Here is a 24,035-nt window from a genome sequence, read left to right on the forward strand (position 1 = left end):
AGAGGAAAGACCGACATGCCTAGCCGACACCTCGCCCCCCTGCTGCTGAGCCTGCTGCTGGGACTGCCCCTGGCCGGCCTCGCCCAGGAGCGTCAGCCCCTGGATCGCATCGTGGCGGTCGTCAACGAGGGCGCCATCATGGCCTCCCAGCTCGAGGAGCGCGTCGACCAGGCCCGGCGGCAGCTCGGCAGTCGCGGCATCGAGCTGCCGCCCGAGGACGTCCTGCGCGAGCAGGTGCTCGATCGACTGATCGTCGAGGAGATCCAGCTGCAGCTGGCCCGGCAGGCCAACCTCAGCGTCGACGATACCGAGCTCAATCGCCAGGTGCGGGCCATCGCCGAGGGTAACGGCATGACCCTGGAGCAGTTCGCCGATGCCCTGGAGGCCGATGGCCTGTCGCTCGGCGTGATGCGCGACCAGGTGCGGCGCGAGCTGCTGATGCGTCAGCTGCAGCAGCGCCGGGTGGGCAGCCGAGTGAGCCTCTCCGAGCGCGAGGTGGATCGCTTCCTGGAGCAGCAGGGCGGCGGCATGAGTCGTGAACAGGCTCGTCAGGCGCTCTTCCAGCGCAAGGCCAACGACGAGATGGAGGCCTGGCTGCAGGAGATCCGCAGCGAAGCCTTCGTCGATGAGCGCCTCGAGCCGGACGCATGACGCCTGCTCCCGTCCTGGCCCTGACCACCGGCGAGCCGGCCGGCATCGGCCCCGAGCTCGCCGCGATGCTGGCGGACGGCATGCCGGCCGGTGGCGGCGCACCGGACCACCGGCTGGTGGCGGTGGGCGATCCCGCCTTGCTGGCCGAGCGTGCCGCGGCCATCGGGCGCGCCCTGGAGATCGTCGAGCTGGCCCCCGGCCAGCCCGTGCCGCCGCGGCGGCACGGGGTGCTGCCGGTCTGGCCGGTGCCCCTGGCCGCGCCCTGTCGGGCCGGGGTGCTGGACCCGCGCAATGCCGGGTACGTGCTCGAGACCCTGGACCGGGCGGTGGCCGCCTGCCGCGCCGGCGAGGCCGCCGGGCTGGTCACCGCGCCGCTGCACAAGGCGGTGATCCGCGAGGCCGGCCATGCCGGCTTCACCGGTCACACCGAGTACCTCCGCGACGCCTGCGGCGCCGAGGAGGTGGTGATGATGCTCGCCACCGACCACGCCCTGCACGGACGGGATCCGGCCTGGCAGGGGAGTGCGGCCCTGCGGGTCGCTCTGGCCACCACCCACCTGCCGCTGAGGGAGGTGGCGGACGCCGTGACCGGCGAGCGGCTGACCCGGCTCCTGCGCATCCTCGACGCCGACCTCAAGCGCTGGTTCGGCGTGGCCAAGCCGCGCATCCTGGTCTGCGGCCTCAACCCCCACGCCGGCGAGGGCGGCCACCTGGGGCGCGAGGAGCTCGAGGTGATCGCCCCGACCCTGGAGGCGCTGCGCGGCGAGGGGCTGACCCTTGACGGTCCGCTGCCGGCCGATACCCTGTTCACCCCGCGTCATCTCGCCGACGCCGACGCCGTTCTGGCGATGTATCATGATCAGGGCCTGCCGGTGCTCAAGTACGCCGGCTTCGGCCGCGCCGCCAACGTCACCCTGGGCCTGCCGCTGGTGCGCACCTCGGTGGATCACGGCACGGCGCTGGACCTCGCCGGCCGGGGCGTCGCCGATCCCGGCAGCCTCGCCGTGGCCGTGGCCCTGGCGGCCGAGATGGCACGGCGGGGTCTCCGCCACTGAGGCGAGACGTCCTCGCCACGACCGTTCAACAGAAGGACTAGAGTGCATGGCATCCCGCCCCCAGGGTCATCGCGCCCGCAAGCGCTTCGGACAGAACTTCCTGCGTGACCCCGGCATCATCGCGCGCCTGGTGCGCGCCATCGGCCCCCGTCCCGGCGAGCGCCTGGTGGAGATCGGCCCCGGCCAGGGCGCCCTCACCGAACCGCTGCTCGAGGCGGCCGGCGGCCACCTCGAGGTCATCGAGCTGGATCGCGACCTCATCCCCGGGCTGCGCGTGCAGTTCTTCGACAAGCCGGGCTTCGTCATCCACGAAGGCGACGCCCTCAAGGTCGACTTCCGGGCGCTGCGTGGCGAGGGCCCCCCGCTGCGGGTGGTGGGCAACCTGCCCTACAATATCTCCACGCCCCTGATCGCCCACCTGCTCGAGGCCGGGGATGCCGTGGCCGACATGCACTTCATGCTGCAGAAGGAGGTCGTCGAGCGGCTGGCCGCCGAGCCCGGCGGCGCCGACTGGGGACGTCTCTCGGTGCTGGCCCAGTACCACTGCCGGGTCGAGTCGCTGTTCACCGTGCCCCCGGAGGCCTTCGTGCCGCGGCCCAAGGTGGAGTCGGCCATCGTGCGCCTGACGCCCCACGCCACCCCGCCACACCGGGCCCGCGACGAGGCGCTGCTGTTCGCCCTGGTGCGCCAGGCCTTCGCCCAGCGGCGCAAGACGTTGCGCAACAACCTCAAGGGGCGCCTCGACGCCCAGGCCCTGGCGGCGCTGGGCATCGACCCGAGCCGCCGGCCCCAGACCCTCTCCGTGGAGGAGTTCGTGCGCATCGCCAATCACCTGGCCGCCGAGGAGGAAACGACATGACCGCACCGGTCCTGGGCGAGGAAATCCGTGTGGACGTGGAGCCGGCGTTCCGGGAGGACGAGTCGGCCCCCGAGGAGCAGCGCTTCGTGTTCAGCTACACCATCACGGTGCACAACCATTCCGGGCACAGCATGCAGCTGTTGGCGCGCCACTGGAAGATCACCCAGGGCAGCGGCAAGGTGCAGGAGGTGCGCGGCAAGGGGGTGGTCGGCCAGCAGCCGCTGATCGGCCCCGGCCAGACCTTCCGCTACACCAGCCGGGCGATCCTCGATGGCCCGGTGGGGGTCATGGAGGGGGCCTTCACCTGCGTCGACACCGCCACCCAGCGTCCCTTCGAGGTCGCCATCGCCCCCTTCCGGCTGGCCGGCCCCAACCAGGTCCACTGACGACGCCACGGAGTGCCCATGACCACCTACGCCATCGGTGACCTCCAGGGCTGTCACGAGGAATTCGTGAGCCTGCTCGAGCACCTGGACTTCGACCCCCGCCGCGACCGGGTGTGGCTGGCCGGGGACCTGGTCAACCGCGGGCGAGGCTCGCTGGAATGCCTCCGCGAGGTGGAGGCCCTCGGCGAGGCCGCCCGGGTGGTGCTCGGCAACCACGACCTGCACCTGCTGGGCGTGGCCCGGGGCAAGGCCAGGACCAAGCACAAGGACACCCTGAACGCCATCCTCGAGGCGCCGGACCGGGAGCGCCTCCTGGACTGGCTGCAGAGCCGTCCCCTGGTGGTGCGCGAGGGCGAGACCCTGATGAGCCACGCCGGGCTCCCGCCGCGGTGGAGCCTCGACCGGGGCGAGGCCCTGGCCGGCGAGGTGGCCGAGCGGCTCGCCGGCGAAGCGGCCGAGGCCTTCCTCGAGGGCATGTACGGCAACGAGCCGGCCTGCTGGCGGGACGATCTGGAGGGACTGGACCGGCTCCGGGTGATCGTCAACACCTTCACCCGCATGCGCTTCATCGATGCCCGGGGCTGTCTCGACTTCAGCGCCAAGGAGGGGGCGGACAGCGCCCCGCCGGGGTTCGCCCCCTGGTTCCAGTATCCCCGCGACGACGATCCCCGGTTGCTGTTCGGTCACTGGGCGGCCCTGCAGGGCGAGACGCCGGGAAGCCGGGTGCGCGCCGAGGCCCTGGACACCGGCTGCGTCTGGGGCGTCGCCCTGACCGCCCTGAACCTCGATACCGGCGAACGGCTTTGCGTGCCCAGCCGCCACTGACATTCCCCTTGCATCCGGAGACTCGATGACCGCCGCGACCTTCCAGCATCTGGACATCGCCACCCTCGGCGACTGGCTCGACGCCGACCGCCCGCTGACCCTCGTGGACATCCGCGACCCGGCGAGCTTCGCCGCCGGCCGCATCCCCGGCAGTCGACACCTGGACAACGCCGGCGTCCCGGCCCTGCTGGCGGGCGCGCCCCGGGAGACGCCCCTGGTGGTGGTCTGCTACCACGGCCATTCCAGCCAGCAGGCCGCCGCCTGGCTGGCGGGGCAGGGCTTCGCCGAGGTCTACAGCCTGGACGGCGGCTTCACCGACTGGCAGGTCCGCCACCCCGACCGCGTGGAGGCCTGAGGCATGCCGTCCCGCCGCGACTCCCGCCTCGACGGCCTGCAGGTCTACCGGGTCGGCGGGGCCGTGCGCGACGCCCGGCTCGGCTGGCCGGTGACCGACGTGGACTGGGTGGTGGTCGGCGCCACGCCGGAGACGCTGCTCCGTCGTGGCTTCAAGGCCGTGGGGCGGGACTTTCCGGTGTTCCTGCACCCCGAGACCCAGGAGGAGTTCGCCCTGGCGCGCACCGAGCGCAAGTCCGGCCATGGCTACACCGGCTTCGAGGTGCACGCCAGCCCCGAGGTGACCCTGGAGCAGGACCTGGCGCGACGCGACCTCACCATCAACGCCATGGCCGAGACGCCCGAGGGCGAGCTGGTGGATCCCTACGGCGGCCTCGCCGATCTAAAGGCGCGGGTGCTGCGCCATGTCTCGCCGGCCTTCGTCGAGGATCCCCTGAGGGTGCTGCGCACGGCCCGCTTCCTGGCCCGCTACGCCGGGCTGGGCTTCGTGATCGCCCCGGAAACCCGCGAGCTGATGCGTCGCCTCGCCGCCAGCGGCGAGCTCGAGCACCTGGTGGCCGAGCGGGTCTGGGCCGAGACCGAGAAGGCCCTGGCCGAGCCCTGGCCGGACGTCTACTTCCAGGCGCTGCAGGACTGCGGCGCCCTGGCGGTGCTGATGCCGGAACTGGCGGCGGATCCCGCCGCGCTGGACGCGGCCCTGGGGCGGTTGCCCCGCCTGCCCGAGGACATCTCCGCCGAGGAGGAGCCGCACTGGCGCTGGGCGCGGCTGGTGGAACACCTCGACAAGGCCGAGCGGCGAGCCCTGGCCGAGCGCCTCAAGCTGCCCAAGGCGCCGGGCCGCCTGGCCGACCAGGCGGCCGCCACCCGGGCCCTGTGCCGGGCCGTCCGGCACGAGGGGCCGAGTGGCGGGCGGGTGATGGCCTGGCTCGATGCCGTGGACGCCTGGCGGCGACCCGAGCGGGTCGCTCCGCTGATCAGCCTGATCAGCCTCGAGGAGGCCGACCTGGCGGCGGACCTGGCGCTGGCCTGGCGGCTGGCGGTCCAGATCCTGCCGGCGGGACTGGTCGAGGAAGGGTATCGAGGCCGCGAGCTGGGCGAGGAACTGGCCCGGCGGCGCCGGGCGGTCATCGACGAGGTCCTGGCCGAGTAGCGAGGCTCAGGCGTCGAGGGGCAGCCGCCGGTCCCGCCACACGAAGTCCACCGGCCAGAGAGCCTGGTCGGGGGCCTGGAAGTCGGCCCAGAGGTCGGCATAGCGTGCCCGGGTCGTCGGGTGGCGGGCATCGGGCAGCAGTTCCGCCAGGGGCCTCAACACGAAGGCGTGGTGACGGATCTCGGCGCGGGGCAGCTCCACGCCCTCGTGCCGGCCGGCCAGGTCACCCACGGTGAGCAGGTCGATATCGAGGGTCCGGGGACTGAACTTGGGGCTGTCCGCGCGTCGGCCGTTGGCGAACTCCAGTCGCTTGCACCAGGCCTGGAGCTCCCCCACCGACCAGGCGGACTCGAAGACCGCCACCAGGTTGTAGAAGTTGCGCCCGTCCTCGAAACCCACCGGCTCGCTCTCGTAGACCCGCGAGATCCGCAGGGCCGCGAAGGTCTCGGCCAGGGCGTCGAGGCAGACGCGGACGTGGCGCTCGCGCTCGATGTTGCTGCCGATGCTGACGCAGACCCGGGCCATCAGCTCGAACCCCGCTCGCCGCGTTCGATGCGCACGCCCACCGCCCGTGCCGCCGGCACCGCGCCGGGCTTGCGCAGCGTCAGACGCAGCCAGGCGATGCCGAACTCCTGGCGAAGGGTCTCGGCCAGGCGTTCGGCGAAGGTCTCCACCAGCTCGAAGCGATGTTCCGCGCCGAAGGCGTTGATGCGCTCGCTGATCGCCGCGTAGTTCAGGGTCTTCCCGAGGTCGTCGTCCGCCGCCGCCGGGCGGATGTCGGTGGCCAGCTCCAGGTCGAGGACCAGGGTCTGGGTCAGGGTGCGCTCCCAGTCGTAGACCCCGATCACGGTGTCGACCTTCAGCGCTTCGATCAGTACGAGATCCATCGAGGGCTCCCGGGTCATGGAGTGGACGGCGGAGGTGCCGGGCTGGCCGGCGATTGTACGACAGCCGATCGGGCGGGGACAGCGTCGCCGGCTGTTCCCGTCGCGCCATGACTGGCAGAATCGGCCCATCATTCCCTGCGAGGCTCTCCGGTGCTGGCCCAAGTCGAACTCCTCCTGCCGCTCGTGGCCCTGGGGTATCTCAGCGGGACCTGGCTGGGGGCCCTGACGGTCTGTCGTCTCGCCGGGGTGGGCGATCCCCGCCTGGTGGGCTCCGGCAACCCCGGCTTCTCCAACGTGCTGCGCCTGCATGGGCGTCGGCTGGCCCTGGCCACCCTCCTGGTGGACGCCCTCAAGGGCATGCCGGTGCTGGGGCTGGCCCTGCTGATGGGGTTGCCGCCCTGGGGGCAGGGACTGGTGGGGCTCGGGGTGCTGCTGGGGCACAGCTACCCGGTGTGGTATCGCTTCCGCGGCGGCAAGGGCGTGGCCAGCGCCTTCGGCGTCATGCTGCTGCTGACGCCGGGCGTGGCGCTGATCTGTGGCCTGGTCTGGAGCCTGTTGGCCTGGCGGTGGCGCACCGCGGCCATCGCCTCCCTGGCCAGCGCCACCCTGGCGCCGCTGGCGGCTTTCTGGCTGGCGCCTGACTACGTGGTGGTGGTGATCGTCTTCACACTGCTGGTGCTGGCGCGCCACCTGCTCAACATCCGGCGGCTGGGGCGGGGCGAGGAGCCGGGGCTGTAAGCTTGAAGAGCGCGGCTACGCCGCTGGAAGAAGGAAGACCGGCGCTTCGCGCCTTGAAAGCGAAGAAAACCGCATAGGCTGTCTTCCCTCTTCCCTCTTCCCTCTTCCCTCTTGTCAGCCTTCCTCAGGAGGCTGAAGCCCGTCCATCGGCCAGCGCGGGACCGCCTTCATCTCCCCGAGGGTGTCGCGTTCCCCGGCGAGCAGCCGCTGGGTCCCGACGTAGGCGATCATGGCCCCGTTGTCGGTACAGAAGCGACCCCGCGGGTAGTACACCGTGGCGGCCCGCTTGTCGGCCTCCCGGGCGAGGCGATCGCGCAGCCGGACGTTGGCGCTGACCCCGCCGGCCACCACGAGCCGCTTGAGCCCGGTGGCGTCCAGGGCGCGCCGGCACTTGATCACCAGGGTGTCGACCACCGCCTCCTCGAAGGCCCGGGCCACGTCGGCGCGGGCCGCCTGGTCCAGGGCGCCGTCGGCCTCCAGCCGGCGGATGGCGGTCAGGGTGTGGGTCTTGAGCCCCGAGAAGCTGAAGTCCAGCCCCGGGCGATCGGTCATCGGGCGCGGGAAGCGCAGCCGAGCCGGGTCACCGTCCTCGGCGAGCCGGGCCACGGCCGGCCCGCCGGGATAGTCCAGGCCGAGCATCTTGGCGGCCTTGTCGAAGGCCTCGCCGGCGGCGTCGTCCACGGACTCGCCGAGCAGGCGATAGCGGCCGAGGCCCGCGACCTCCACCAGCTGGGTATGGCCGCCGGAGACCAGCAGGGCCACGAAGGGAAAGGCCGGGGGAGACGCCTCCAGCATGGGGGCCAGCAGGTGGCCCTCCATGTGATGCACGCCGAGCACCGGGATGTCGAGCGCCCGGGCCAGGCCATGGGCGGTACTGGCGCCGACCATCAGGGCCCCGACCAGGCCCGGTCCGGCCGTATAGGCGATGGCGTCGAGATCGGCCCGACACAGGCCGGCCTCGTCCAGTACCCGCCCGATCAGCGGCAGCAGCCGCCGGGTGTGATCGCGGCTGGCCAGTTCCGGCACCACGCCGCCGTATTCGGCGTGCATGGCGATCTGGCTGTGGAGGGCGTCGGCCGCGAGGCCGCGCTCGGTGTCATAGACGGCGACGCCGGTCTCGTCGCAGGAGGTCTCGATGCCCAGTACGCGCATGGTCATGACTCGGTCAGACGGAAATGCCGGCATTCTACGCCTTTTGCGTGGGTCGGGGCAGGGGCGGGGACGGAAACGGTTTGCACGCGACCGGCACGGCGACTAGAATACTGTGCGCTGCAAGACTGGGTCGTGCGCCCAGGGGCGAGTTCCCGTTTCTCTTCCGCTGCATTCCGGCTCGCCCGGCGAGGTCGGAGCGGCGGTGGTGTCGATGGGGGCCCCGGAAGGCGTGCGTTCGAACCGAACTCAAGTTTTCCAAGGTAGGTGAGTGCTTAATGCCTTCTGTCAAAGTACGTGATAACGAGCCGTTTGACGTCGCGCTGCGTCGCTTCAAGCGTTCCTGTGAAAAAGCCGGTATTCTCTCCGAGGTTCGCCGTCGCGAGCAGTACGAGAAGCCGACCGCAGAGCGCAAGCGCAAGGCGGCTGCCGCCGTCAAGCGCCATGCCAAGAAGCTTCAGCGCGAGCGCAAGCGTTTCGAACGGCTCTATTGATCCGTACTGGAGATGGCCGGCGTCATAGCGGGCCGTCTCGGGAGGGACGCCAAGCGGCCGCCAATCGGTGGCCGCTTGTTTTTGCGCCGTTTCTCGGCACGATTTGGTTCAGGGTTGCCTGATGGCCGGTCAGATTCCGCAACGCTTCATCGATGATCTCCTCGCCCGCGTCGACGTGGTCGAAGTGGTCGGGGAGCGGGTCAAGCTGAAGAAGACCGGGCGCAACCACTCGGGGCTCTGCCCCTTCCACCAGGAAAAGTCCCCGTCGTTCACCGTGAGTGCGGACAAGCAGTTCTATCACTGCTTCGGCTGCGGTGCCCACGGCAACGCCCTGCGCTTCCTGATGGAGTACGACAAGCTGCGTTTCCCCGAGGCCGTGGAACAGCTGGCCGCCCGGCTGGGCCTGGAAGTGCCCCGGGAGGGAGCCGATGATCCCCGGGCCCAGGCCAGGGAGCGCAAGCGCAAGGAAGGGGTGAACCTGCTCGAGCTCGCGGCGAGCTTCTTCCGCGAACGCCTCAGGATGCCCGAGGGCCAGGGAGCCCGGGACTACCTGGAGCGTCGTGGGCTGTCGCCGGAGGTGGTTCGGGACTTCGGCATCGGCTACGCCCCCGATGCCTGGGAGGGCCTCAAGCGTCACCTGGGCGAGCGCGGTATCGGCGAGGCGGTGCAGGTCGAGTACGGCCTGCTGGTCCATCGGGAGGACAGCGGGCGCACCTATGACCGCTTCCGCGACCGGGTGATCTTCCCGATTCGCGACATCCGCGGGCGGACCATCGCCTTCGGCGGCCGGGTGCTGGGCGACGCCAAGCCCAAGTACCTGAACTCCCCGGAGACGCCGGTCTTCCACAAGGGGCGCGAGCTCTACGGCCTCTTCGAGGCCCGCCAGGCCAATCCCCGGCTCGAGCGCCTGGTCATCGTCGAGGGCTACATGGACGTGGTGGCGCTCGCCCAGTTCGGTATCCGCAATGCGGTGGCCACCCTGGGGACCGCCACCACGGAGGACCACCTGTCGCGGCTGTTCCGGATGGTCGACGAGGTGGTGTTCTGCTTCGATGGCGACCGGGCGGGTCGCCAGGCGGCGACCCGGGCGCTGGAGACGGTGTTGCCGCAGATGATCGACGGTCGCCAGGCGCGTTTCCTCTTCCTGCCGGAGGGAGAGGATCCCGATACCCTGGTGCGCCGCGAGGGCGCCGAGGCCTTCGAGGATCGGGTCACCTGTGCCAGCCCGCTCTCCGAGTTCCTCTTCGAGCAGGCCGCGGAGGGGCGCGACCTGGCGCGGCTGGAGGAGCGGGAACGCTATGCCAGCCGGGTGCTGGGGGCCATCGGGCGGCTGCCCGAGGGGGTGCTGAAGTCGCTGCTGCTGGCGGAACTCTCCCGCCGGACCGGCGTCGATCAATCTGACTTCGAGTCGTTGATGGCCGCCGAGCGGCCGAGCGGCCACGAGGCGGAGCCTCCCCCGGAGGCGTCGCCGGCGACGCAAGCGCCGGTCTGGCAGGGCGAGGAGCAAGGAGCCGGCCGTGCAGGTTCGCTCGGACTCATGGCTCGGGTCCTGCAGTTGCTGGTCCACGAACCGGGGCTCGTCGAGCGCCTGCCCGAGGACGAGGACTGGTGCGACGACGGCGCCCCCGATGGCCGTCTGTGCCGCGAGGTGGTGCGTCTGTTGAAGGCGGGACGCTACCGCAGTGCCCAGGTGCTCCTGGCGCATTTCCATGGCACCGCCGAGGGGGAGCGGCTGGCGGCGCTGGCGCGACGCGAGCTGTTGATCCCGGCCGCGGCGCGGGCCACCGAGCTGGAGGGGTTGGTGGAGCACTTCCGTCGCCATCAGCGACGGCGCTCGCCCCAGGAAGCGTTCGATGCCTTGCTGGCTCGGGAGCGGGCCGGTGAGCGGCTGTCCCGGGAGGAGCGTCAGCGCCTGATGGCGCTGCTGATGGAGCTCAAGGGATGAGTCCGCGCGGGGGAGGCGTTGGCGCCGGGGTTGAATTTCCTCCTACCATCACCATATACATCAGCGTCACCTGAAGGGGACGCAACCTGACAACCTAACACACCTGAATGACCGCGCAAATACATCGAACTGGCAGAAGTGCGGTCTAACCCGCTATACTGTCCGGCTTATCGAGCTTTCTCCGCCTCAGTGCTTCAGGTGCTTCATTCTTCTTCGTCGAGATAGGGTTTCTATGGCTGGAAATGCGCAGCAGCAGTCACGTCTGAAGGAGTTGATCGCGCGCGGCAAGGAACAGGGTTTCCTGACCTATGCCGAGGTCAACGACCATCTTCCCGAGGATATCGCCGACCCCGATCAGGTGGAAGACATCATCGGCATGATCAACGACATGGGTATCAATGTCGTCGAGGAAGCGCCCGATGAAGACACCCTGATGATGGCCGATCACTCCACCGATGAATCGGCCGCCGAGGAGGCCGTGGCCGCCCTGGCCGCGGTGGAGAGCGACGTGGGTCGCACCACCGACCCGGTGCGCATGTACATGCGCGAGATGGGCACCGTGGAGCTGCTGACCCGCGAAGGCGAGATCGAGATCGCCAAGCGCATCGAGGAGGGCACCCGCGAGGTGATGTCCGCCCTGGCCTACCTGCCGGGTGCCGTGGACTCCATCCTCGAAGCCTACGATGCCACCCAGGACGAGGAGGCGCCCGGTCGCCTGTCGGACCTCTTCTCCGGCTTCATCGATCCCGACGAGGGCATTCCCGGCGTCGCCGAGGCGGAGACCCCGGAGCCCGAGGTCGGGGACGATCTCGACACCGACGAGGCGGCCGAGGGTGACGAGGAAGACGAGGAGGAGGACACTTCCTCCAGCGAGGGCGGGCCGGATCCCGAGGAGGCCCGTGCGCGCTTCGAGCAGATCCGCGAGCAGAACGAGGCGGTGCGTCGAGCCATCGAGGCGCAGGGGCGTGCCTCCCGGGAAGCCCAGGAGGAGCTTGCCCGCCTGGCCGAGCTGTTCTCGCCGATCAAGCTGGTGCCCAAGCACTTCGAGCGCCTGGTGGGGCAGGTGCGGATCAGCGTCGAGCAGGTGCGTGCCCAGGAGAAGGCGGTCATGCAGCTGTGCGTCAAGAAGGCCAAGGTGCCGCGCAAGACCTTCATCAAGGCCTTTCCGGGCAACGAGTCGCGCCTGGAGTGGCTCGACGACTTCATGGCCGACAACGCCAGGTATGCCGACCGCCTCGAGCCGCTGAAGGCGGACATCCAGCGCGCCCAGCGCAAGATCGCCTTCGAGGAGGAGATGGTGCGCCTGCCGGTGACCGAGATCAAGGAGGTCAACCGTCGGCTGTCCATCGGCGAGGCCAAGGCGCGGCGTGCCAAGAAGGAGATGGTCGAGGCCAACCTGCGCCTGGTGATCTCCATCGCCAAGAAGTATACCAATCGCGGCCTGCAGTTCCTCGACCTGATCCAGGAAGGCAACATCGGCCTGATGAAGGCGGTGGACAAGTTCGAATACCGGCGCGGCTACAAGTTCTCCACCTATGCCACCTGGTGGATCCGGCAGGCGATCACCCGTTCCATCGCCGACCAGGCCCGCACCATCCGCATCCCGGTGCACATGATCGAGACCATCAACAAGCTGAACCGGGTGTCCCGGCAGATGCTGCAGGAGATGGGGCGTGAGCCGACGCCGGAGGAGCTGGGTGAGCGCCTGGAGATGCCCGAGGACAAGGTGCGCAAGGTGCTCAAGATCGCCAAGGAGCCGATCTCCATGGAGACGCCCATCGGCGACGACGACGACTCGCACCTGGGCGACTTCATCGAGGACAGCACCATGGTGCTGCCCATCGATTCGGCCACCGGCGAAGGGTTGATCGAGGCCACCCGCAACGTGCTCGGCGGCCTTACCGCCCGGGAGGCCAAGGTGCTGCGCATGCGCTTCGGCATCGACATGAACACCGACCACACCCTCGAGGAGGTCGGCAAGCAGTTCGACGTCACCCGCGAGCGGATCCGGCAGATCGAGGCCAAGGCGCTGCGCAAGCTGCGTCACCCGTCGCGTTCCGAGCCGTTGCGCTCCTTCCTCGACGAGTGACGCCCGGTCCCGCCCCGTGCCCACGACGCCCGCAGGCTTGCCTGCGGGCGTCGTCGTTTGTCAGGGCGAGGGAGCGTCGTCGCGGCGCCGCCAGCGCCGCACCAGCAGCAGCAGTTCGAGCATGGCGATGAACAGCAGGGTGTAGCCGAACAGCTCGGTGACTTCCTCGGCGATGTTCTTCACCGTCCTCAGGTAGTGTTCGCTGAGCGCGGCTTCCCAGAAGATGGACCGTCCGTAGAGCCGGGAAAACGCATAGGTGGTCAGGAAGCCGGCGGCGAACAGCCCGCCCGCGAACGTGGCGGCGTAGCGCTCCAGCTCCGCGACGAAGGCGCGTCGCCCCCGGATCACCACGAACAGCACCGGCAGCACCAGCAGGGTGACCAGCACCTGCCAGGCGCCATCGAAGACCCGGGTGTCCAGCCACATATCCTGCTCGCGGATCAGCGAGGCGCCGAGCAGCGCGACCAGCAGCAGGCTGAGATGGGGCAGTTCCCGGTCCAGCAGGCGGGTGGCCAGGGCCAGGAGGGTGGCGCCGAGCAGCAGCAGGGTCTGAGTGAACTCGGTGAAACCGAACTCGGAGAACTCGGCCAACGGAGCGGCCTCGGCCTCCAGGAAGACGCCCTCCATCAGGGCGCCGATCAACAGCAGGTAGAGGAGGCCGCGCAGGCAGAGGGCGCGGAAGCCGATCCGGTCGGCGGAAGGGGTGGAGGGCATCCTTGTTCTCGCGATGGCATGTTTCAGGACCGGCATTATAGCGAGCCCGGCCCCGGTTCGCGTGCCATTCTTCGCCCTCCGGCCCCTTCCGGGCGCCGCGATTCCTCGAGCAGCCAGTCATGCACCGCCCTGACTCGGCGGTCATCCAGGGCGCCGGTGGCATGGACGATCCCGTAGTGCATGCCGGTCGCCACCCGCTGGGGGAAAGGCGCGATCAGGATCCCGCTGTCCAGCTCGCCGGTGATCAGGGTCTGGCGGGCGATGGCCACCCCCATGCCGGCGGTGGCCGCGGCCATGGTCAGATGGTTGCGGTTGAAGGTGTAGCCGCGCCGGACGTTGAGGCGCGGGGCCTCGATGGCCGCCAGGTAGTGCTCCCACTCGCCGTAGTCGTGACTGCCACGCCAGGCGGTGACGTCGTGCAGCAGGGGGTACCAGGCCAGGTCCTCGGGGCGGCGCAGCGGCGGTCGTCCGCGCATCAGCGCGGGGGCGCAGACCGGGAAGATGGTCTCCTCCATCAGCGGGGTGATCGCCATCCCCGGGTAGTGGCCGTCGTTGAGGTCCAGGGCCAGGTCGAAGTCACCCTCGCGCAGCGAGGTGCTGCTGTCCTCGGAGGTGACATGCAGCTCGATGTCCGGGAAGCGCGCCTGGAGTCTCGGCAGGCGGGGCATCAGCCACTTGTTGAGGAAGGAGGGCACGACACGAATGCGGATGATGCCGCTCATGACCCCGCTGCGCAGCCGCTTCACCTCGAGCCCTACGGACTGGTAGGCCTCGTCCACCACGTCGGCCAGGCGCCGGCCTTCCTCGGTGAGGGCCAGGCGGCGGGGGAGGCGGCGGAACAGCTTGAAGCCGAGGCGGTCTTCCAGCTGCTTGATCTGCTGGCTGACCGCGCCGGTGGTGACGTGGAGCTCCTCCGCGGCCCGGGTGAAGGACAGGTGGCGAGCGCTGACCACGAAGACCTTCAGCCAGGCGTGGGTCTGGGAGTTGAGGAGACGGCTCATGGTTTAGTGAGGCTATACCGTGGGCGAGATATTCTGGATTGCCGGGGCGCCGGGCTGGCGACAACAATACGACCTAGTGCCAGCGAAGGCCAGTTGGCTTTAGTGTAACTGATAACAAGGCATCCCCGGAGCGATCCGGCCCTGACACGAGGCTCTCCCCATGGCAATCAGCGTCTTCGACCTCTTCAAGATCGGCATCGGTCCCTCCAGTTCGCATACCGTCGGCCCGATGCGCGCCGCCTACGACTTCGTCCAGGACCTGCGCCGCCAGGACCTGCTCGAGCGAGTGGCCCGGGTCGAGGTGCACCTGCATGGCTCGCTGTCGTCCACCGGCAAGGGCCATGGTACCGATCGCGCCACCATCATGGGCCTGATGGGCGAGCGGCCGGAATCGATCGACCCGGCCATCGTCTCGCCCTGCATCGAGGAGCTGCTGGAGTCCCAGACCCTGCTGCTCGACGGTCGCCTGGCGATCCCCTTCCTGTGGGCCCGCGACCTGCAGTGGCACGACGAGAGCCTGCCCTACCACCCCAATGCCATGACCCTGGTGGCCCACGGCCATGCCGGCGAGCTCCATCGCAACATCTACTACTCCGTGGGCGGCGGCTTCGTCGTCGACGAGGACCAGGCGGCTCGTGGCGAGCTGGATGCCGACACCACCGCGCTGCCCTATGACTTCAACAGCGCGGGTGAGCTGATGGCGCTCTGCCGCCTGCATGGCCTGCGCATCAGCGAGCTGATGCTGGAGAACGAGAAGGCCTGGCGCGACGAGGCCGAGATCCGCGCCGGCCTGTGGCGGATCTGGGAGGCCATGCGGGCGTGCGTCGACCAGGGGCTGGCCACCGAGGGGGTGCTGCCCGGAGGGCTCGAGGTCAAGCGCCGCGCCGCAGCCCTGCATCGTCGCCTGCTGGCCATGGACGACGACCGGAGCCTGATCGCTTCCACCTTCTCCGCCATGGACTGGGTCAACGTCTTCGCCCTGGCGGTCAACGAGGAGAACGCCGCCGGCGGGCGCATGGTCACCGCCCCCACCAACGGGGCGGCCGGCATCATCCCGGCGGTGCTGCACTACTACATGAAGTTCCAGGAGGGGGCCAGCGAGCGCGACGTGGTCGACTTCCTGCTCACCGCCGGCGCCGTGGGCATCCTGTGCAAGAAGAACGCCTCCATCTCCGGCGCCGAGGTGGGCTGTCAGGGCGAGGTGGGCTCGGCCTGCGCGATGGCCGCCGCCGGCCTCACCGAGGTCATGGGCGGCAGCGTGGCTCAGGTGGAGAATGCCGCCGAGATCGGCCTGGAGCACAACCTCGGCCTCACCTGCGACCCCGTGGCGGGCCTGGTCCAGGTGCCCTGCATCGAGCGCAACGCCATCGCCTCGGTGAAGGCCATCAACGCCGCCCAGATGGCCCTGCGCGGCGACGGCGAACACTTCATCTCCCTGGACAAGGCCATCCGCACCATGCGCGACACGGGGGCCGACATGCAGGAGAAGTACAAGGAAACCTCCAAGGGCGGCCTGGCGGTGAACGCCATCGAATGCTGATTCTCTCCGTCGGGCGGCGGCGGCCGCCGGACCTGGCGCGCGACCCCTCGGGTGGCGCGCCTTTTTTATTTGCAAGCTACTGATACCCGGGGCTCTACACCATTGGTCGAGTTCGGCGATTCGGTGGTTGCCGGCGCTCGTTTCGTCCTCTAGCTTACGTTGACGTAAAGGTTAAACATCCATCGGGCGCTTGCCTCGATGCCGGTGACGACGACAGCACCTCGCCACCACAACAACGACAACAGCCACGCAACGGCGGATCGCCATGGCGGTCCCGAGAGGACGTCACATGACCCAGGAGTTCGTGCTCGAGACTCGCGGGTTGACCAAGGAATTCCGCGGCTTCACCGCCGTGGACGACGTCAACCTGAAGGTCCGCGAAGGGCATATCCATGCCCTGATCGGCCCCAACGGGGCCGGCAAGACCACCGTCTTCAACCTGCTCACCAAGTTCCTGCCGCCCACCCGCGGCGAGATCCTCTACCGCGGCAAGCCGATCACCGGCATGCGGGCCAACGACATCGCCCGGCTCGGCCTGGTGCGTTCCTTCCAGATCTCGGCGGTCTTCGCCCACATGACGGCCCTGGAGAACGTGCGAGTGGCCCTGCAGCGCCGGCTCGGCACCTCCTTCCACTTCTGGAAGTCCGAGCGCTCCCTGGAGCCGCTCAACGACCAGGCGCTGGCGTTGCTCGACCAGGTCGGTCTCAAGGACTACGCCGACGTGCTGACCGTGGAGATGCCCTACGGCCGCAAGCGGGCCCTGGAAGTGGCCACCACCCTGGCCCTGGATCCCGCGGTGATGCTGCTCGACGAGCCGACCCAGGGCATGGGGGCCGAGGACGTCGACCGCATCGTCGAACTGATCCGCCGCGTCTCCGAGGGGCGCACCGTGCTGATGGTGGAGCACAACCTGAGCGTCGTGAGCCGACTGTGCGATCGCATCACCGTGCTGGCCCGGGGCAGCATCCTCGCCGAGGGCGATTACGCGGCCGTCTCGACGGATCCGCGGGTCCGGGAGGCCTACATGGGCAGCGAGGCAGGCGAGACAGAGGAGGCCGGGGCATGACGGAGGCCGCACTGGAATATCGAGACCTCGATGGCGCCGAGATGCTCCGCGTCCGGGACCTGCACGCCTTCTACGGCGAATCGCATATCCTGCACGGGGTCGACTTCGACGTTCGCCGGGGCGAGCTGGTGACCCTGCTGGGGCGCAACGGCGCCGGGCGCAGCACCACCCTCAAGGCGATCATGAACATGGTCGGTCATCGCACCGGCTCCATCGTCATCAACGGCAACGAGACCCTGGCCATGCGCCCCCACCGCATCCCGCGGCTCGGCGTGGGCTATTGCCCGGAGGAACGGGGCATCTTCTCGAGCCTCGACGTCGAGGAAAACCTGTTGCTGCCGCCCACGGTGCGCTCCGGCGGGATGAGCCTCGACGAGATCTACGAGATGTTCCCCAACCTCTACGAGCGTCGCCGTAGCCAGGGCACTCGGCTCTCCGGCGGCGAGCAGCAGATGCTGGCCATGGCGCGCATCCTGCGAACCGGGGCCCGCTTGCTGCTGCTCGACGAGATCACCGAGGGGCTGGCGCCGGTCATCAACCAGGCGCTGGGCGAGGTGCTGGTCAAGCTCAAGGAGCGCGGCATGACCATCGTCCTGGTGGAGCAGAACTTCCGTTTCGCCGCCCCGCTCGCCGACCGGCACTTCGTCATGGAGCACGGGCGCATCATCGAGGAGATCTCGGCCGCCGAGCTGCCGTCGCGGCGCGAACACCTGAACTCCCTGCTGGGGGTCTGACGGCGACGCCGCCTTTCCCTCCGCAACCGCTCGACAACAACAAACCGCCCCCCGGGGGCATGGAGAGCACGATGACCTTCAACAAGCGCACTCTCGCCGGCGCCATCGCCGTCGCCACCACCGCCCTGGCCGGCGGCACCGCCCAGGCCCAGATGAGCGACGATGCCGTGCGCATCGGCTACCTCGCCGACATGTCCGGCACCTATCGCGACCTGGCCGGCCCCGGCGGCCTGGAGGCCCTGAACATGGCCGTCGAGGACTTCGGGGGCGAGGTCAACGGGGTGCCCATCGAGGTGTTCAGCGCCGACGATCGCAACAGCGCCGACGTGGGGGCCAACACCGTTCGCGAGTGGATCGACCAGCGCAACGTCGACCTGGTCGCCGGCATGGTGGCCTCCTCGGTGTCCATCGCCGTGACCAAGGTCCTCGAGGAGAACGACGGACTGGCGATCATCTCCGGCTCCGCCGCCTCCAGCATCACCAACGAGCACTGCACCCCCAACCACATCCACTGGGTCTACGACACCTACCCCCTGGCGCACGGCACCGCCAAGGCGGTGGTCGAGCAGGGCGGTGACACCTGGTTCATGCTCACCGCCGACTACGCCTTCGGCCATGCCCTGGAGGGCGACGTGACCAAGGTGGTGGAGGAGAACGGCGGCGAGGTCGTCGGCGGCGTGCGCCATCCCTTCCCGACCAGCGACTTCTCCTCCTACATCCTCCAGGCCCAGGGCTCGGGCGCCGACATCGTCGGCCTGGCCAACGCCGGCTCCGACACGGTCAACGCCATCAAGACCGCCAGCCAGTTCGGCCTGACCCAGACCGGCCAGCAGCTCGCCGGCCTGCTGATCTTCCTCAACGACGTCCATGCCATGGGGCTGGAGGCCACCCAGGGCCTGCTGCTGACCACCGGCTGGTACTGGGACATGGACGAGCAGTCCCGGGAATGGGCCGAGCGCTACTTCGAGCGGGTCGGTCGCATGCCGACCATGGTCCAGGCCGGCGTCTACTCCAGCACCATGCACTACCTAAACGCCGTGGAAGCCGCGGGCACCGACGAGCCCGAGGTGGTCCGTGCCCAGATGGGGGAGATGCCGGTGGAGGACTTCTTCTCCCGCAACGGCCGCATCCGCGAGGACGGCCGCATGGTCCACGACATGTACCTGGCCCAGGTGAAGTCGCCGGAGGAGTCCACCGGCGAGTGGGACCTCTACGAGATCAAGAGCACCATTCCCGCCGAGGAGGCCTATCGCCCGCTCAGCGAGAGCCAGTGCGACCTGGTCAACCAGTGAGCTGAGCCCGACCCGGCGGCGGCCGCGGCCGCCGCCTCCATGACGGCGAGGAGACCCTGCCATGACGATGATATTCGGGGTGCCGCTGGCAGTATTCATGGGCCAGCTGATGCTGGGCCTGATCAACGGCGCCTTCTATGCCCTGCTGAGCCTGGGGCTGGCGGTGATCTTCGGCCTGCTGAAGATCATCAACTTCGCCCACGGCGCCCAGTACATGCTGGGCGCCTTCGCGGCCCTGCTGGGCCTGCAGTACCTGGGCATCAACTACTGGCTGGCCCTGCTGCTGGTACCCCTGGTGGTGGGCGGCCTGGGGATGGTGATCGAACGCACCATCCTGCGCCGCATCGCCCACCTGGATCACCTCTACGGCCTGCTGCTGACCTATGGCCTGGCGCTGATCTTCGAGGGCACCCTGATCAACTTCTTCGGCGTCTCCGGGGCCAGCTATCCGGTGCCCGAGGCGCTGCAGGGCGGCCTCAACCTGGGCTTCATGTTCCTGCCCACCTACCGCGGCTGGGTGCTGGTGGCAGCGCTGGCGGTGTGTCTGGGGACCTGGTTCGTCATCGAGCGGACCCGGCTCGGCGCCTACCTGCGGGCCGGCACCGAGAATCCGGCGCTGATGCAGGCCTTCGGGGTCAACGTGCCCCAGCTGGTCACCCTGACCTACGGCTTCGGGGTCGCCCTGGCCGCCTTCGCCGGGGTACTGGCCGCGCCGCTCTACCCGGTCTCGCCCACCATGGGCTCGAGCCTGCTGATCGTGGTCTTCGCCGTGGTGGTGATCGGCGGCATGGGCTCGATCCTCGGTGCCATCCTCACCGGCCTGGCCATGGGCCTGGTCGAGGGGCTGACCAAGGTGTACTACCCCGAGGCCGCCAACACCGTGATCTTCCTGGTGATGATCCTGGTGCTGATGCTGCGTCCCGCGGGACTCTTCGGTAAGGAGGCATGACATGACGGCCACCACCCAGACCCTCTCGCCCTCGATGAAGCGTCGCCGGCGTGCCCGGCAACGCCGCGGGGCCCTCTACCTGGCCCTGCTGGCCATCGGCCTGGTGGCGCCCTTCGTCGCCTACCCGGTCTTCCTGATGAAGATCCTGTGCTTCGCGCTCTTCGCCTGCGCCTTCAACCTGCTGCTGGGCTACGCGGGGCTGCTGTCCTTCGGCCATGCGGCCTTCCTGGCCACCGGCGGCTACGTCACCGGCTACCTGCTGTCGAGCCACCCGGCGCTGACGCCGGAGACCGGCATCCTCGCCGGGACCCTGGCCAGCCTCGGGCTGGGACTGGTGTTCGGGGCCCTGGCGATCCGCCGCCAGGGGATCTACTTCGCCATGGTCACCCTGGCACTGGCTCAGATGGTGTTCTTCTTCTACATCCAGGCGCCCTTCACCGGCGGCGAGGACGGCCTGCACGGCGTGCCCCGGGGGCAGCTGTTCGGCCTGATCGACCTCTCCAGCAACCTGGCCATGTACTACTTCGTGTTCGCGGTCTTCGTGCTCGGCTTCGCCCTGATCCAGCGTACCGTGCACTCGCCCTTCGGCCAGGTGCTCAAGGCGATCCGCGAGAACGAGCCCCGAGCCGTCTCGCTGGGCTACAACGTCGATGCCTACAAGCTGGTGGCCTTCGTGATCTCGGCGGGCCTGGCGGGCCTGGCGGGCTCCACCAAGACGGTGGTCTTCCAGCTGGCCTCGCTCACCGACGCCCATTGGCACATGTCCGGTGAGGTGATCCTGATGACGCTGCTCGGCGGGGTGGGTACCCTCTTCGGCCCCCTGGTCGGCGCGGGCCTGGTGGTCAGCCTGCAGACCCAGCTCGCCCAGTCGCCGCTGGGCAACTGGGTGAGCGTGATCCTCGGCGCGATCTTCGTGATCTGCGTACTGAGCTTCCGCAGCGGCATCGTCGGCGAGATCCAGAAGATCGTCCGCAAGAACTTCAAGTAAGGCCGGTCGCCGGTCACGAGCGCGGGGCGTCCTCAGGGGCGCCCCGTGTCGTTCGGGGATGGCGGGGCGGCAGCCTGTCCGCGATGTGCTCGACCAGGAAGTCGAGGAACTGGCGTACCTTGGGCGAGCGCTGCCGGTGACGCGGGTAGACGGCCCAGACCGCGGTGTCGCCATGCCGATAGGCGTCGAGCACGCTGATCAGCTCCCCCCGGGCCAGGTGCTCCTCGACGTAGTAGTCCGGGAGCTGGGCCAGCCCCAGGCCCTTGAGGGCGGCGTCGAGCAGCGCCGGACCGGAGTTGCCGCGCCAGGGGCCATCGACCCGGACCTCGCGGCGAACGCCGTCCACGTCGAAGCGCCAATGATCCCGCGAGCCCACCAGGCAGCGATGCCGGGACAGCTCGGAGAGGCTGTGGGGCTGGGCGATGCGAGTGAAGTAGGCCGGCGAGCCGACCACGTACTCGCGACGCTCGCAGAGCCGGCGGGCGATCAGCGAGGAGTCCTCCAGAGCCCCCAGGCGGATGGCGATGTCGAAGCCCTCGTCGATGATGTCCACCCGGCGGTTGGTGAAGTGCATGCGGACCTCGAGGCGGGGATGGCGGGCCATGAAGTCATGGACGAGCGGCGCGATGAAACGCTCCCCGAAGGTGGTGGCGCAGGTCAGCCCCAGCACCCCGCTGGGACGTTCCTGGAGGTCCTTGACCGCGGCCTCGGCCTCGTGAAGCCCCTCGACCAGGTGACGACAGTGCTGGTAGTAGACCCGCCCGGCCTCGGTCAGCCCGAGCCGACGGGTGGTGCGGTAGAGCAGGGGGGTGTCGAGCTGCTGCTCGAGCTGGCCGACCAGCCGGCTGACATGGGAGCTGGAGACCTGGAGTCTCTCGGCGGCGGCGTTGAAGGCCCCGGCGCGGACCACCTCGACGAAGGCCTCGACCCTGTCCCAGCGTTGCATGCGACCTCCCGAACGATTGTTGCCATGTTGCAATAATGTGATGCGTTTGATGCAGTTTATCCGAATGGGCGGTCCTGCCTAGACTGTGGGGAAACCGTCACCCATCCAAGAGGATTCGATCATGAAGTCACGCGCCGCCGTCGCCCTGGAAGCGGGCAAGCCCCTCGAGCTGGCCGAAATCGACGTACAAGGCCCCAAGGCCGGCGAGGTGCTGGTGCGGGTCAAGGCCACCAGCGTCTGCCATACCGACGCCTACACCCTGTCCGGCGCCGACCCGGAGGGACTCTTTCCCTCGGTACTGGGCCATGAGGGCGCGGGCATCGTCGAGGAAGTGGGGGAGGGCGTCACCAGCGTGCGTCCCGGGGATCATGTCATCCCGCTGTATACCGCCGAGTGCGGCAAGTGCAAGTTCTGCCTCTCCGGCAAGACCAACCTCTGCCAGGCGGTGCGCGCCACCCAGGGGCAGGGCGTGATGCCCGACGGAACCAGCCGCTTCTCGCTGGACGGCAAGCCGCTGTATCACTACATGGGCACCTCCACCTTCAGCGAGTACACCGTGGTGCCCGAGGTCTCCCTGGCGGTGGTCTCCAAGGAGGCGCCCCTGGACAAGATCTGCCTGCTCGGCTGCGGCGTGACCACCGGCATCGGCGCGGTGCTCAACACCGCCAAGGTCGAGCCGGGGGCCACCGTGGCGGTGTTCGGCCTCGGCGCCATCGGCCTGGCGGTGATCCAGGGCGCGGTCATGGCCAAGGCCAGCCGCATCATCGCCATCGACGTCAATCCGGAGAAGTTCGAGCTGGCCCGCCAGTTCGGCGCCACCGACTTCGTCAACCCCAAGGATCATGCCGACCCCATCCAGCAGGTGATCGTCGACATGACCGATGGCGGCGTGGACTACTCCTTCGAGTGCATCGGCAACGTCAACGTGATGCGCTCCGCCCTGGAATGCTGCCACAAGGGCTGGGGCGAGTCGGTGATCATCGGTGTCGCCGGGGCCGGCGAGGAGATCTCCACGCGTCCCTTCCAGCTGGTCACCGGTCGGGTCTGGAAAGGCTCCGCCTTCGGCGGCGTCAAGGGCCGCACCGAGCTGCCGGGCTACGTGGATCGCTACATGAAGGGCGAGCTCAACATCGATGACTTCATCACCCATGACATGCCCTTCGAGAAGATCAACGAGGCCTTCGAGCTGCTCCACAAGGGTGAGAGCATCCGCACCGTGCTGCATTACTGAGCGCCGTTCAGGAGACCGACATGACCATGAGCGAACACCTCGAGCTGGTCGCGGCCAACCGTAGCTTCGGTGGCTGGCACAAGCGTTATCGGCACCGCTCCCGGGCCCTGGATTGCGAGATGACCTTCGCCATCTACCTGCCGCCCCAGGCCGAGACCGAGCGGGTGCCGCTGCTGTGGTGGCTGTCCGGCCTGACCTGCACCGACGAGAACTTCATGCAGAAGGCCGGCGCCCAGCGCCTGGCGGCGGAACTGGGTATCGCCATCGTCTGCCCGGACACCAGCCCCCGCGGGCTGGACCTGCCCGGCGAGCACGACAGCTACGACTTCGGTTCGGGGGCGGGCTTCTACGTCAACGCCACCGAGGCGCCCTGGAAGGATCACTATCGGATGTACGATTACGTGGCCGAGGAGTTGCCCTCGGTGGTCCGCCAGCACTTCCCGGTCAATGGCCGGGAGTCGATCAGCGGCCACTCCATGGGCGGTCACGGCGCCTTGATCCTGGCGCTGCGCCGTCCCGGCCACTACCGCTCGGTGTCGGCCTTCGCGCCGGTGGTCAATCCCAGCCAGTGCCCCTGGGGCCGCAAGGCCTTCGGCGGCTACCTGGGCGAGGACGTCGGCAACTGGACCCAGTACGACGCCTGCGAGCTGGTGGCCCGCGGAGCCTCCCGGCAGCCGCTGTTCGTCGACCAGGGCGAGGCCGACGACTTCCTCGATGAACAGCTGTGCCCCGAGCGCCTGGAGGCGGTGTGCGCCGAGCACGATCATCCGCTGACCCTGCGGCGACAGCCGGGCTACGACCACAGCTACTTCTTCATCGCCACCTTCATCGACGATCACCTGCGCTATCACGCCGAGCACCTGCACGATCGGCGCTGAGGCGCCACGCCCTGTCCGGCGCCCCTCCTCCGAGGGGCGTCGCTCGAGGCTCGTTGTGTCGTGTCTCGAAGCGTCATCAACATGCCTGAGGACGACTCATTGTCGCTATGCACC

At 69.1% G+C, this 24,035-nt stretch carries 25 protein-coding genes; 19 read left to right on the forward strand and 6 right to left on the reverse strand.

The genetic code is table 11. From position 1 onward, the window contains the following. The first annotated feature begins 15 nt into the window (after positions 1 to 15). The 7 genes from BEI_RS03805 to BEI_RS03835 are packed head-to-tail and all read left to right on the forward strand — an operon-like array spanning position 16 to position 5,280. Positions 16 to 651: a SurA N-terminal domain-containing protein gene (locus BEI_RS03805; protein WP_097788260.1), complete on the forward strand. Its 636-nt coding sequence runs from the start codon at positions 16 to 18 to the stop codon at positions 649 to 651. Then, positions 648 to 1,706 (forward strand): 4-hydroxythreonine-4-phosphate dehydrogenase PdxA, encoded by a 1,059-nt coding sequence (gene pdxA / locus BEI_RS03810; protein WP_097788261.1) that lies wholly within the window; start codon positions 648 to 650, stop codon positions 1,704 to 1,706. Before BEI_RS03805 ends, pdxA begins: the two co-directional genes overlap by 4 nt. A 46-nt stretch (positions 1,707 to 1,752) precedes the next feature. Continuing rightward, positions 1,753 to 2,565: a 16S rRNA (adenine(1518)-N(6)/adenine(1519)-N(6))-dimethyltransferase RsmA gene (gene rsmA / locus BEI_RS03815; RefSeq protein ID WP_097788262.1), complete on the forward strand. Its 813-nt coding sequence runs from the start codon at positions 1,753 to 1,755 to the stop codon at positions 2,563 to 2,565. After that, entirely contained in the window at positions 2,562 to 2,951 is a 390-nt protein-coding gene (gene apaG, locus BEI_RS03820) for a Co2+/Mg2+ efflux protein ApaG (RefSeq protein WP_097788263.1), read from the forward strand. The genes rsmA and apaG overlap by 4 nt, the downstream gene beginning before the upstream one ends. An 18-nt stretch (positions 2,952 to 2,969) precedes the next feature. Continuing rightward, a complete protein-coding gene (locus BEI_RS03825; RefSeq protein WP_097788264.1) occupies positions 2,970 to 3,776 on the forward strand; it encodes a symmetrical bis(5'-nucleosyl)-tetraphosphatase in 807 nt (268 codons plus the stop codon). A gap of 25 nt (positions 3,777 to 3,801) precedes the next feature. Further along, positions 3,802 to 4,131: a thiosulfate sulfurtransferase GlpE gene (glpE, locus tag BEI_RS03830; RefSeq protein ID WP_097788265.1), complete on the forward strand. Its 330-nt coding sequence runs from the start codon at positions 3,802 to 3,804 to the stop codon at positions 4,129 to 4,131. A gap of 3 nt (positions 4,132 to 4,134) precedes the next feature. Then, positions 4,135 to 5,280, forward strand: coding sequence for a tRNA nucleotidyltransferase/poly(A) polymerase-related protein (locus BEI_RS03835; protein WP_097788266.1), 1,146 nt, complete (start codon positions 4,135 to 4,137; stop codon positions 5,278 to 5,280). Between the two features lie 6 nt (positions 5,281 to 5,286). Here BEI_RS03835 and folK read toward each other — a convergent pair whose 3' ends face one another. Both folK and folB read right to left on the reverse strand, forming a co-directional pair. Then, positions 5,287 to 5,805 carry a 2-amino-4-hydroxy-6-hydroxymethyldihydropteridine diphosphokinase gene (gene folK / locus BEI_RS03840; protein ID WP_097788267.1) on the reverse strand — a complete coding sequence of 173 codons (519 nt, stop codon included), beginning with the start codon at positions 5,803 to 5,805 and terminating at the stop codon, positions 5,287 to 5,289. Then, positions 5,805 to 6,167 (reverse strand): dihydroneopterin aldolase, encoded by a 363-nt coding sequence (gene folB, locus BEI_RS03845; RefSeq protein ID WP_097788268.1) that lies wholly within the window; start codon positions 6,165 to 6,167, stop codon positions 5,805 to 5,807. The genes folK and folB overlap by 1 nt, the downstream gene beginning before the upstream one ends. Positions 6,168 to 6,317: 150 nt before the next feature. Here folB and plsY point away from each other — a divergent pair, with 150 nt between their 5' ends. Next, positions 6,318 to 6,905: a glycerol-3-phosphate 1-O-acyltransferase PlsY gene (gene plsY, locus BEI_RS03850; protein WP_379802137.1), complete on the forward strand. Its 588-nt coding sequence runs from the start codon at positions 6,318 to 6,320 to the stop codon at positions 6,903 to 6,905. A 114-nt stretch (positions 6,906 to 7,019) separates the two neighbouring features. Here the strand turns inward: plsY and tsaD are convergent, their stop codons facing one another. Next, on the reverse strand, positions 7,020 to 8,057 hold the full coding sequence (tsaD, locus tag BEI_RS03855; protein WP_097788269.1) for a tRNA (adenosine(37)-N6)-threonylcarbamoyltransferase complex transferase subunit TsaD: 1,038 nt from the start codon (positions 8,055 to 8,057) through the stop codon (positions 7,020 to 7,022). A gap of 275 nt (positions 8,058 to 8,332) precedes the next feature. Between tsaD and rpsU the strand changes: the two genes are divergently transcribed. The 3 genes from rpsU (at position 8,333) to rpoD (ending at position 12,582) form a co-directional block, all read left to right on the forward strand. Next, positions 8,333 to 8,548, forward strand: coding sequence for a 30S ribosomal protein S21 (gene rpsU, locus BEI_RS03860; RefSeq protein ID WP_097788270.1), 216 nt, complete (start codon positions 8,333 to 8,335; stop codon positions 8,546 to 8,548). A gap of 121 nt (positions 8,549 to 8,669) precedes the next feature. Beyond that, complete coding sequence (dnaG, locus tag BEI_RS03865; RefSeq protein WP_097788271.1) at positions 8,670 to 10,493, forward strand: DNA primase; 1,824 nt, start codon at positions 8,670 to 8,672, stop codon at positions 10,491 to 10,493. A gap of 232 nt (positions 10,494 to 10,725) precedes the next feature. Then, positions 10,726 to 12,582 carry an RNA polymerase sigma factor RpoD gene (gene rpoD / locus BEI_RS03870; protein WP_097788272.1) on the forward strand — a complete coding sequence of 619 codons (1,857 nt, stop codon included), beginning with the start codon at positions 10,726 to 10,728 and terminating at the stop codon, positions 12,580 to 12,582. 60 nt (positions 12,583 to 12,642) lie between these two features. Here the strand turns inward: rpoD and BEI_RS03875 are convergent, their stop codons facing one another. Beyond that, positions 12,643 to 13,296 (reverse strand): hypothetical protein, encoded by a 654-nt coding sequence (locus BEI_RS03875; protein WP_097788273.1) that lies wholly within the window; start codon positions 13,294 to 13,296, stop codon positions 12,643 to 12,645. A 35-nt stretch (positions 13,297 to 13,331) separates the two neighbouring features. Then, positions 13,332 to 14,297, reverse strand: a complete 966-nt coding sequence (locus BEI_RS03880) for a LysR substrate-binding domain-containing protein (RefSeq protein WP_097788274.1) — start codon at positions 14,295 to 14,297, stop codon at positions 13,332 to 13,334. Positions 14,298 to 14,457: 160 nt separating this feature from the next. Between BEI_RS03880 and BEI_RS03885 the strand changes: the two genes are divergently transcribed. The 6 genes from BEI_RS03885 (at position 14,458) to BEI_RS03910 (ending at position 20,866) form a co-directional block, all read left to right on the forward strand. Then, positions 14,458 to 15,837, forward strand: a complete 1,380-nt coding sequence (locus BEI_RS03885) for an L-serine ammonia-lyase (protein WP_097788275.1) — start codon at positions 14,458 to 14,460, stop codon at positions 15,835 to 15,837. 289 nt (positions 15,838 to 16,126) lie between these two features. Further along, positions 16,127 to 16,903: an ABC transporter ATP-binding protein gene (locus BEI_RS03890; protein WP_097788276.1), complete on the forward strand. Its 777-nt coding sequence runs from the start codon at positions 16,127 to 16,129 to the stop codon at positions 16,901 to 16,903. Further along, entirely contained in the window at positions 16,900 to 17,637 is a 738-nt protein-coding gene (locus BEI_RS03895) for an ABC transporter ATP-binding protein (RefSeq protein WP_097788277.1), read from the forward strand. The genes BEI_RS03890 and BEI_RS03895 overlap by 4 nt, the downstream gene beginning before the upstream one ends. A gap of 71 nt (positions 17,638 to 17,708) precedes the next feature. Continuing rightward, positions 17,709 to 18,929 (forward strand): ABC transporter substrate-binding protein, encoded by a 1,221-nt coding sequence (locus BEI_RS03900; RefSeq protein ID WP_097788278.1) that lies wholly within the window; start codon positions 17,709 to 17,711, stop codon positions 18,927 to 18,929. 61 nt (positions 18,930 to 18,990) lie between these two features. Then, a complete protein-coding gene (locus BEI_RS03905) occupies positions 18,991 to 19,878 on the forward strand; it encodes a branched-chain amino acid ABC transporter permease (RefSeq protein ID WP_097788279.1) in 888 nt (295 codons plus the stop codon). 1 nt (position 19,879) lies between these two features. Next, on the forward strand, positions 19,880 to 20,866 hold the full coding sequence (locus BEI_RS03910) for a branched-chain amino acid ABC transporter permease (RefSeq protein WP_097788280.1): 987 nt from the start codon (positions 19,880 to 19,882) through the stop codon (positions 20,864 to 20,866). 13 nt (positions 20,867 to 20,879) lie between these two features. Here the strand turns inward: BEI_RS03910 and BEI_RS03915 are convergent, their stop codons facing one another. Then, on the reverse strand, positions 20,880 to 21,812 hold the full coding sequence (locus BEI_RS03915) for a LysR family transcriptional regulator (protein WP_097788281.1): 933 nt from the start codon (positions 21,810 to 21,812) through the stop codon (positions 20,880 to 20,882). Between the two features lie 121 nt (positions 21,813 to 21,933). On the opposite strand from BEI_RS03915, the gene BEI_RS03920 reads away from it, so the two are divergent. Further along, on the forward strand, positions 21,934 to 23,043 hold the full coding sequence (locus tag BEI_RS03920) for an S-(hydroxymethyl)glutathione dehydrogenase/class III alcohol dehydrogenase (RefSeq protein ID WP_097788282.1): 1,110 nt from the start codon (positions 21,934 to 21,936) through the stop codon (positions 23,041 to 23,043). Between the two features lie 20 nt (positions 23,044 to 23,063). Beyond that, positions 23,064 to 23,921 carry an S-formylglutathione hydrolase gene (gene fghA, locus BEI_RS03925; protein WP_097788283.1) on the forward strand — a complete coding sequence of 286 codons (858 nt, stop codon included), beginning with the start codon at positions 23,064 to 23,066 and terminating at the stop codon, positions 23,919 to 23,921. The last annotated feature ends 114 nt before the right edge of the window (positions 23,922 to 24,035 follow it).

The sequence above is a fragment of the Halomonas beimenensis genome (assembly GCF_002549795.1).
Lineage (GTDB): Bacteria > Pseudomonadota > Gammaproteobacteria > Pseudomonadales > Halomonadaceae > Halomonas > Halomonas beimenensis.